The sequence below is a fragment of the Nitrosomonas sp. Nm34 genome (genome assembly GCF_900113925.1).
In the GTDB taxonomy this organism is placed as follows: Bacteria; Pseudomonadota; Gammaproteobacteria; order Burkholderiales; family Nitrosomonadaceae; genus Nitrosomonas.
Window position 1 is genome coordinate 1 of the sequence record NZ_FORD01000092.1, and the last position, 6521, is coordinate 6521.

Consider the following 6521-nt stretch of genomic DNA (forward strand, 5'->3'; position numbering starts at 1 on the left):
ATTGGCGCTCTCATCGGAAAGACGCTGCTGACCATAAGTCTGTTCATCGCCAATATCACCGCTGACATTTTCTATGCGTGGATAACGCAGGACTTTTTGCCTAAACTTCTGCCCGCTTGCGTGATTGTCATGGACAACGCAACGTTCCATAAACGGCAGGATATCCAAACCGCCATTGCCAATGCCGGGCATACACTTGAATACCTGCCGCCTTATTCCCCGGGCTTAAATGACATTGAACCCAAATGGGCTCAGGCCAAAGCCATCAGAAAAAGGGAAGGGTGTTCCATCGAGCAGCTCTTTGCCGCTTATGAAATTTAAATCATTTTATATGAGATCTGCTATATATACAGGGTGATGCCAACGAAGTATCGGTTAGTAGACGACGATTTCAAGAGCAAGTACAACAAAGAGGGTGTAGATAAAAACGCGAAGCAGGTGCACAAGAATAATCGCCCCGAGAGCCAGGCGAGAAGCCGTGATGTGCAGTGCGAGCTGGCCGCGCCACCGCTGCCTCTCGCGATGTCGGGTGCACCCCCACTCGTCGCCAGCTGCCTGCCCGGAAACCCACTTAATGAGAGTGCTATGAAAGTTCTGCATCAGTTGGAAACGCGTGGGAAGTTCGAGTACCTCTTCATCAATCTTCAGACCGGCAATCCCTACACCGCAATTAGCAAAGTATGGCATCGGATCCGGCAAAAAGCTGGCTTGGAGCATCTACGCTTGCATGACTTGAGGCATGCTTTCGTCTCCTTCCTCATAAATTCAGGTTGTTCGTTATTTCTCGTTGGTGAAATCTTAGGCCATAGCGGCCCCAAAGTCACCCAACGATATACGCATCTATCGACAAAGACGTTGCAAGAAGCAGCCAACAGTGTATCGGCCAAGATCAAGAAAGCCATGCAACCAAAGGAGACCTCCAAAGCTGAATCCTGAACCGCGCCGGGGCTTCGGTCAGTTCCACCCGCCGCGTCGTCGCAGTTTCCGGGGGAGGGTGGGGCGCAAACTGGCTCCTCAGGCGCACATAGTCGGGCGGTGCGGGGCGGGCATGGGGGTAGTCATCCGGTGCGTTTCCGGCAACTCTTGGACGGGTGATAGCGTGGAGCTCGTCCTGCTTAACCAGTTTGTTGTGATTGTTTTCGATTCCTGCCACTATGTTACTGGCAGTTTTGAGAGAATTTAATTAAGTAGCATTTCCTCTTTAGAATAGAGAGTTAACTAAAAAAAGATTAGTATTTCATTGACATGCCAATTAAATGTGATGCGGGAAGAATTTAATTGTTTTGCATATATATTTCTGTAAGGTATGGCACTTTGTCGTGCGCCTAGTACGAAAATAATGATCTATTTATCATATTTATGGATCTAACAAATTTTGATATGATAAAAGCTAAATCTAAGCAATTTTATAAAACATACATATTAGGTGATATTCGATGAAGCTAAATCGAGTAAATTACAGTGAGCTTACTGCAAAGCAGAGCGAAATATTTAACTTTCAAAAAGTTGCCGGACTACTCGCTGACTTTGGGTTCAACTGCATTAAGCTTGCGGACGATTGGCAAGGTGCTGACTTCCTCGCCTATCATAAAGATGGTCAAGAAACTCTGAAGGTGCAACTGAAGAGCCGACTGACAGTATCAAAAAAATACCTCGGGAAAGAGCTACATATGGCCTTCCCTGTGAACGAGTCTTGGTATCTGGTTGCACACGATGATTTAGTCAATCTTGTGAGCCAATATACTCCCTGGTTGGACACTTCATCCTGGAAGGATAATGGGCTCTATCATTCGAGTGCTCCAAACGCAGCCCTCTTGCTTGCACTCAAAGATAATGTTATCGCCTAACAAGGCGTAGCATCATTTAGGGTAGCAAGGCTTGATTATTTCTTAAAACAGAAAGTTTGCTTGAATCAGAGTAGCATTTCATTGTTAATATATTTAAATGTGAAGTAAATATAGATAAGTAATTTTTCATATTTATATTGGGTATGATAGTTTATCGAGTATTTGATCAAAAAATCATAATCTATTCATCATATTTATAGATCTATCAAAGTTTGTTTTAAATAAAGCTAACTTAACGTAATTTTATAATGCAAAAGAATAACATGCGATCGCCGTGTTAGATTTTATCTTTGGCGTAATATATTGCGTCATATTGAACGTCTAATTCTTGTTAGGCCTCGAATTAAACAACCCATCGCTTTAGAAGGAAAAACCGTGAGCAACAGTCAAGATGAGTTTGCTAAGAACTATTCCGATGCTAATTTCTGGGAGAAGTTGGGAGCGTATGCGCTCGCAGCAGGCAAGGAAGTTATTGAAAAGGCACTTTGGCTCTACTACGTTTTCAAAAACGAGGAAACGCCAGCTTGGGACAAGGCGGTGATTATTGAGCACCCGGCTACTTTATCTCACCAATCGATGGAATACCAGACCTCACCCCTGTTATTGGTTACGTTGATGATTTTGGTGTTCTAACAGCTGCCATCGCAACCGTCGCATCCTTCATTGACGAAGACGTGAAGAAGAAAACAGATCGCAAATTGCGCGACTGGTTCGGAAACGGTGACGCTGAACCTGTGGCTTAACTCTTCATTGCAGCGTGCCTCCGAAAAGTTGCGCTTTTCATCGGGCGCTGAACTCTAACTTTATTGTGGAGATTGAACGGCCATTAAAAGGAGTAATTACCTCGCAAGGTCAACCACGTGCCGATGTCACACAAGCCATATTTCAGTGTGCTGAGTGGAAGCACTTCATCAAGACTCACTATCAACAACTACATTCACGTTATCCAGGGATTCAATCACGGTGCAAGACCGCCGTAGTAATGAGTCGAACAAGACAATCAGCATTCAAAAGTGCTGAGGATATTGGAGCCTACAAAGGGCTCATAATGGAACAGTTCAATATTGATGAGTTTTTCACGTATGATGACCTCTACGACAGGGCACGCACAGCTTATGCGCTTCTGTCTGGTTTGACTCCTAATGGCATCTAACTCTTGCATCAAGTGGATAGTTAACCAGTTTCACGGGTCGGCTGCCGTTCATGCCAAACTTTAAAAATGAAATTAAAACAATCTCACCACCTAGTTTGAGTCGATTCTGTACGTCGTTAAAGCAAAATGGACTAATGGCCGCCTGAATTAAGAGAGGGTTTAGCTCATCAGATTTGAGTTTCTTGATGGGTTATCATAATGGATTTGCCGTCGCATAGCTAAAGTTCGATGCTTATTTCTTTCGTTCATTCAGAACAGATTGTGCTCTACCATAATAAACATCAGCTGGTGTTAGATTATTGAGTAATTCATGATAGCGCTCATGGTTGTAGTCATCGATAAATTATCGAATATATTCTTCTAGTTCATTGGGAAACTAATCATTATCAACAGTACCTGATTCTTCAGAGATCGATGTCAGCACTCGATTTTACCTTGAGTTTGCGGATGATATGGTTTGCCACCTGAATGACTCAAATTCTGATTTTCAGGATAGTGCGTCAACTCATTGGAAATCCATCACGGCAACTCTTGGAAAGCACAGCGGGCTTCTGAGGTCTTTTCGTCGGAGAAGAGGGCGGGGCGCAGGTTGGCCTCCAGCGCACGCATAGTCGGCCGCTGTGTGGCCGTTTCGGGGTTGGGATGGCTCTTTGCCCTATCTGATCCCCTCAGTCTCACCCGGGGCAATTTTGCGTCGCTTCTGCTGGTTTCCCCGCCCGTGCTCGCCGCCATTGGGTTTCGGCCGATGCTCAGAAAAAGCTCGGAAGAAGCCGCCGCAAGTCTTTGTTTCGCATGAGGGACGAGTGGGAGGCGCGCCATGACGGGCAGCTCAAGTTCGGCCCCGGTTCGGTCTGCGCGGATCGGTTCGGTATCCCGGAGTAAAATCTCTTTTGTTTCTTTATCTATCTGTATGTATAAACGACTGAGCTTCGGACTGTTAATCCGACGATCACCGGCTTGAGGTAGGGCTGAGGACCTATTTATCTGTAACAGTCTGTTATATAATGATATTTATGAATTACGCTGATGCGTGCGCCTGAGTGAGCGCCGGACTTCTGATTTTGCTCTCTCATAACACGCACTTTACTTTCAATTTGGATACCGGTGGGCTGCTGATTTATTCAAATGATTCTATATTCCTTAAAAGCCAAAAATATGCTCATTATTCATCAGTAGTGGACACATGAAATTCATTGTCTTCTGTTTCTCCACATGTATTTTTGTGAAAACCACACATGGAGTCAGAGCAAGCAATTAATAGAGAAACCTGGAAGTAACACAGCGCATAAAGTGCGCCCCATGATTAGGAGCTATCCAGAGAATTCTATCAGGAAGGAGGAATACGACAGAAAAAAGTGCATTGGTCTCGAACGCGATGTTAATATGGCAATTCTTATGCGGTTTCACTACTTTGCCTCTTTTCTGCCCTTGGTCAGCCAATAGATAAGGCCTCCTACTCCGCCGAGGATGAAACCCAAAGGCCAGTAATAAATATGCCGAGCAGAGGGCCTTGGTTAGCTTGTGGAATGAAAATAATTGGGCCAAAGAATCCGGCACAGAACCCGATAGAGCCAAATACGACAGCTCCAAGCAAGATGTTAGTAATCATACCTTTCGGTGTCTAACCAACTTTTTTCAAGGTTATACCATCCAACGGTAACAGCTGCCAACAGGGAAATGAGGCTTGGTATCCAATGCTGTTCAGTGAACGGGGACAAGGAAAACGGAACCTAATAGGTAAAGTAAGTAGGTGGCTGGTGGTAGGTGTCAACATACTTTTCGCCTAAATAAATTATTTAAGCAACTTTTTTCATCGTTGTTTTTGGTTGCGTATTACCGAGATTAAGTCTTACTATTGACTCGTGTGACCAGTTTCGGGTTTCGCCTGACCAACGTTCCGGATGTTTCTTTTTTGCTGCCTCATAGAGACGTGTTCGCTGTTCAAGGAGAGCCACATCATCACCACGATGGCGCTGTGTTGGTGTCACATATTTTATGCCGCTATGGCGATGACAGTGGTTATACCAGTCAACCAAATTCAACACCCATTGGTGTGCCTCGTCAAGACTTTCAAAAGGTTTAGATGGATAACCCGGTGTATATTTCAAAGTTTTGAACAATGCTTCTGAATACGGATTATCGTTACTCACCGAAGGGCGGCTGAATGATGGAACAACACCCAGCTTCTGCATCGTTGCCAGCATGGTGGCCCCTTTCATCGGGCTGCCATTAGTCTTGCTGTAATACGACCTTATGTTTTACAGGTAATGCCTCAGTCAATCGGGTCTTTCGCAAGACATCAGCAGCTTGTTACGATGATTCATTTTCATAGATTTCCCAGCCTACAATTTTACGGCTATAAATATCCATGAACAGATAGAGGTAAAAGAATACGCCTTTAAGCGTGCTGGCCAGATAAGTAATATCCTAATATTCCATGACCATACTTGATTGGGCCCATCCGCAATATAAGCTGTCGGCTTCTTTATCGTGGCTGGATTGGCTGTACGACCTCGGTGATGTAATTGACCGGCATCACGTAAAATACGATAAAAACTGCTTTCTGACGCCAGATAAATAGCTTTGTCTGCTAAGGCAGGGACAATCTGTTTAGGTGTCTGATTGCAGAATTCTTTACTGTTACAAATATCGAGAATATGCTTTCTTTCCTGCTCACTGAGTTTGTTGGCGGGGGTTTTCTTGACGGTTTGCCGACGATCTGTCAGGCCAATGCTATGCCAATATTGTAGCGTGCGGCTGTTGATGCCGATTACCTCACAGGCCAATCGTTGCCGTACACCTTGATTTACTACCTCTGTTATTAATTTTATGGCCATCTGACGATCCTGCGCGGATATCAACCTTCCTCGCTCACCCCCCAGATGGCTTCGCACTTTTTTAACAGCACCAGCAGCGCGGCTGTTTCTGCCAGTGCTTTTTCTTTGCGTCTGAGTTCGGATTCCAGGCGTTTTATCCGCTTCTGCTCTTCCTGACGATAGCGATTCTTTTCTTTCTCAGCCTGGGCATAGCGTTGATACCCTGACAGCGCTGCCGTCTTCCATTGATCAACCTGTTCTGGGTATAGTCCCCTACTGCGGCAATACTCACTCAGTTGTGCGCTATTCAAACCAGCTGTTTCTATGACAACCGCCAGCTTATCCTCTGCTGTCCAGTCATCTGCTTTACTGTTATCTCCCGGCACTGCGATTCCCCTGTTCCTGTATTCTTTTCTCCATTTGTACAGCGTAACATCAGATACGCCTGTTTCCTGACATAATTGTGGAACAGATACTGCATTGGGTGGCATCATCTTCTTGATGACTGATTCCTTAAATTCTTTTGAATAACTCTTTTGCTTCATGTCCTCTCGCTTCGCCCTTCAAGTTTTTAGGTTTTAACTGCGGCGAAAGGTATCCTGACACATAGGGCTGGCATCAACACCAAGAGTGCTAAGACACGGAGAAGAAGGATCATCTACGAATGAGAACAGCAATGGTTCGTTACGACAGTATTCCCTAGTT

At 44.9% G+C, this 6521-nt stretch carries 6 protein-coding genes and 2 pseudogenes; 6 read left to right on the forward strand and 2 right to left on the reverse strand.

From position 1 onward, the window contains the following. The 6 genes from BM283_RS16720 to BM283_RS16740 form a co-directional block, all read left to right on the forward strand. On the forward strand, positions 1-321 hold a 321-nt coding region (locus BM283_RS16720; RefSeq protein WP_175492204.1), incomplete at its 5' end, for a transposase. A 36-nt stretch (positions 322-357) separates the two neighbouring features. Further along, entirely contained in the window at positions 358-936 is a 579-nt protein-coding gene (locus BM283_RS16725) for a tyrosine-type recombinase/integrase (protein ID WP_090695163.1), read from the forward strand. A gap of 500 nt (positions 937-1436) precedes the next feature. Continuing rightward, positions 1437-1847 (forward strand): hypothetical protein, encoded by a 411-nt coding sequence (locus BM283_RS16730; RefSeq protein WP_090695165.1) that lies wholly within the window; start codon positions 1437-1439, stop codon positions 1845-1847. Positions 1848-2222: 375 nt separating this feature from the next. Beyond that, a complete protein-coding gene (locus BM283_RS16735; RefSeq protein WP_217646577.1) occupies positions 2223-2480 on the forward strand; it encodes a hypothetical protein in 258 nt (85 codons plus the stop codon). Beyond that, on the forward strand, positions 2429-2590 hold the full coding sequence (locus BM283_RS20715; protein WP_368086452.1) for a YkvA family protein: 162 nt from the start codon (positions 2429-2431) through the stop codon (positions 2588-2590). The genes BM283_RS16735 and BM283_RS20715 overlap by 52 nt, the downstream gene beginning before the upstream one ends. Before the next feature lie 14 nt (positions 2591-2604). After that, entirely contained in the window at positions 2605-3000 is a 396-nt protein-coding gene (locus BM283_RS16740; protein WP_090695167.1) for a Shedu anti-phage system protein SduA domain-containing protein, read from the forward strand. Between the two features lie 250 nt (positions 3001-3250). Here BM283_RS16740 and BM283_RS20195 read toward each other — a convergent pair. Continuing rightward, positions 3251-3462 (reverse strand): annotated as a pseudogene (locus BM283_RS20195) (integrase core domain-containing protein); the annotation flags it as partial. Positions 3463-4796: 1334 nt separating this feature from the next. Next, positions 4797-6361, reverse strand: a pseudogene (locus BM283_RS16755) (IS3 family transposase). Positions 6362-6521 lie beyond the last annotated feature (160 nt).

What these genes read in the sequence shown, in the direction of transcription:
- BM283_RS16725 (WP_090695163.1), top strand. Translation starts at nt 358, where the DNA reads ATGCCAACGAAGTATCGGTTAGTAGACGACGATTTCAAGAGCAAGTAC.
- BM283_RS16730 (WP_090695165.1), top strand. Translation starts at nt 1,437, where the DNA reads ATGAAGCTAAATCGAGTAAATTACAGTGAGCTTACTGCAAAGCAGAGC.